Annotated in this window: 3 protein-coding genes; all 3 read right to left on the bottom strand. The window is 46.2% G+C overall.

What is annotated here, in order from left to right; all coding sequences use genetic code 11:
* Positions 1-170 precede the first annotated feature (170 nt).
* Positions 171-1265, bottom strand: a complete 1095-nt coding sequence (gene ychF / locus A3738_RS14720; protein WP_068481088.1) for a redox-regulated ATPase YchF — start codon at positions 1263-1265, stop codon at positions 171-173.
* A 96-nt stretch (positions 1266-1361) separates the two neighbouring features.
* Positions 1362-1952, bottom strand: coding sequence for an aminoacyl-tRNA hydrolase (gene pth, locus A3738_RS14715; protein ID WP_068481086.1), 591 nt, complete (start codon positions 1950-1952; stop codon positions 1362-1364).
* 53 nt (positions 1953-2005) lie between these two features.
* The coding region (locus tag A3738_RS14710; protein ID WP_068763674.1) for a 50S ribosomal protein L25/general stress protein Ctc at positions 2006-2646 on the bottom strand (641 nt) is incomplete at its 5' end.

The raw sequence follows: 2646 nt of genomic DNA, 5'->3' as shown, positions 1-2646 counted from the left end.
CCCCATCATTATGAGTGATGTGCTCTAACCAACTGAGCTATGTAGCCATTTGAGTCTTAGGACTTAGCGGTAGCCCTGCTCAAGAAGGCGCGTATTTTCTTGCTTTTACCTTGTTATGTCAACAGCTAAAAGTAAGAAAAATACATTATTTTTCTTACTTAAGTTTTTGACTAAACATTGAAGCGGAAGTGCACAACATCGCCGTCTTGAACGATGTAATCTTTTCCTTCTAAGCGCCATTTTCCGGCTTCTTTCGCACCGTTTTCACCGTTGAATTCGATATAGTCGTCATATGCGACTACTTCAGCTCTAATGAAGCCTTTTTCGAAATCTGTGTGTATCACGGCAGCTGCTTTTGGCGCAGTGTCACCGGCTTTCATTGTCCATGCACGCACTTCTTTTTTACCAGCAGTGAAGTAGGTTTGTAATCCTAGTAGTTCGTAGCCTGCACGAATAACACGATCAAGGCCTGGCTCTTCCATGCCTAAGTCTGCAAGAAACTCATCACGCTCTTCATCTTCTAGCTCTGAAATTTCAGCTTCTAACTTATTGCAGATAGGTACAACGACAGCGTTTTCTTTTTCAGCGATTTCGCGCACGGCATCGAGGTGTGGATTGTTCTCAAAACCGTCTTCATCTACGTTAGCGATGTACATGGTTGGCTTGATCGTTAGAAGACATAGCTCTTTGATGGTTTTAAGTTCGTCCTCATCTAAGCCTAATGCGCGAACTGGCAGACCTTCGTTGAGGTGAGGGAGTAATTTGCTCTCTAAAAGCGCTAGTGCTTTCTTAGCATCTTTGTCGCCACTTTTAGCTGTACGCGTGTAACGCTTTACCGCTTTTTCTACGGTATCTAGGTCGGCAAGAGCAAGCTCTGTGTTAATAACGTCAACGTCAGCTTGTGGGTTAACTTTTGCTGAGACGTGCACAACGTTCTCATCTTCAAAGCAGCGTACTACGTGCGCAATAGCGTCTGTTTCACGAATGTTGGCTAAGAATTGGTTACCTAGACCTTCACCTTTAGAGGCGCCTTCAACAAGCCCTGCAATGTCGACGAACTCCATTGTCGTTGCGAGTGTTTTTTCAGGTTCGACAATGGCTGATAGTTTGTCCAGTCGTGGGTCTGGCATGGCGACTACGCCTGCATTGGGCTCGATCGTACAGAAAGGGAAGTTCTCTGCGCCGATACCAGCTTTAGTTAATGCATTGAATAGCGTTGATTTGCCAACGTTTGGAAGTCCTACGATGCCGCAGTTAAAACCCATGGTCTGAATCCTAGTGTGTCTGGTCTTAAAAAATTGGACGTATTATATAGAGAAGGGCGAGGGTGGTCACCTTGTTGGGTGACAAAGATACGATGTTTAACTTGCTTTGAAGCTATGCAGTGCGTTCATTGCTCGAGCGGTATCTCCAGAAATGATCTCTGGCAAATATCGACTCGCTTCGTCGATGACTGCAGTGAGTTCTTCTGTTTCTTTTTTACCAAGTTTTCCGAGTACATGGCCGGTTACTTTACTTGCGTGGCCTGGATGGCTGATGCCGAGTCTTAGTCGTGAGAATTCTTTATTGCCGCCAAGTTTGGCGATGATGTCTCTAAGTCCGTTTTGGCCGCCGTGTCCGCCGCCTTTTTTAAGTTTCATTGCCCCCATTGGAATATCGAGCTCGTCATGTGCGACAAGAATTTCTTCTGGCTGAATCTTAAAAAATTGAGCAATCGCTTGAACGGCTTGGCCGCTGCGATTCATAAACGTAGTGGGAACTAAGAGGTGGATATCTTTTCCTGAGAAGTTGGCTTTACAGTAAAGGCCGTGGAATTTCTTCTCTGGTTTGAGGGTTTGAAGCGCTTGTTGTGCAAGCGCTTCTACAAAGATGGCACCCGCGTTATGGCGGGTATTTGCGTATTCGGCTCCGGGGTTACCTAAACCGACAATCAGCTTGATCTGTTGAGTCATGGCTGAATGTGCATTCCCTAGCTGGTGCCAACGTAATAAGCTCCGGTGGGGGCTTATTCGTCACCTTCGCCTTCAGCTGCAGCATCTTCTGCTTCGTCAGCAGCAGAGCCTTTCGGCTTGTGTACAGATGCAACAGAAAGGTCGTGATCTTCACCTTGCTGAAGTGCAGCAATCGTTACACCTTTAGGAAGAACGATGTCTGAAAGGTGAACGATTTGGTCCGCTTCAACTTCAGTCATGTCAACTTCGATGAACTCAGGAAGATCTGCTGGAAGACAGATAACTTCAACTTCAGTCATTTGGTGCTGGATCTTGCCGCCGCCAAGTTTAACGCCTACACATGCTTCTTCGTTAGTGAAGTGAAGTGGTACGTTAACGTGGATAGCTTGGTTTTTAGTAACGCGCTGGAAGTCAGCGTGCATTACTTCATTCGTTGCTGGGTGGCGTTGAAGATCTTTAAGAATTGCATTCTCTTCTTTACCATCGAAAGCGATAGTAAGGATGTGAGAGTAAAATGCTTCTTCTTCTAGTGCGCGGCGAAGTTTGTTCGCAGCGATAGAAAGAGAAACAGGCTTCTTAGACTTTGTGCCGTATAGGATTGCAGGTACTTTGCCTTCTAGACGACGCAGGCGGCGGCTCGCACCTTTCCCCTGGTCTTCGCGAAGTTCTGCTTCGACAGTAAATAAATCACTCA

The sequence above is a fragment of the Oleiphilus sp. HI0066 genome, from assembly GCF_001635725.1.
This window is presented reverse-complemented; position numbering and strand designations above follow the sequence as displayed.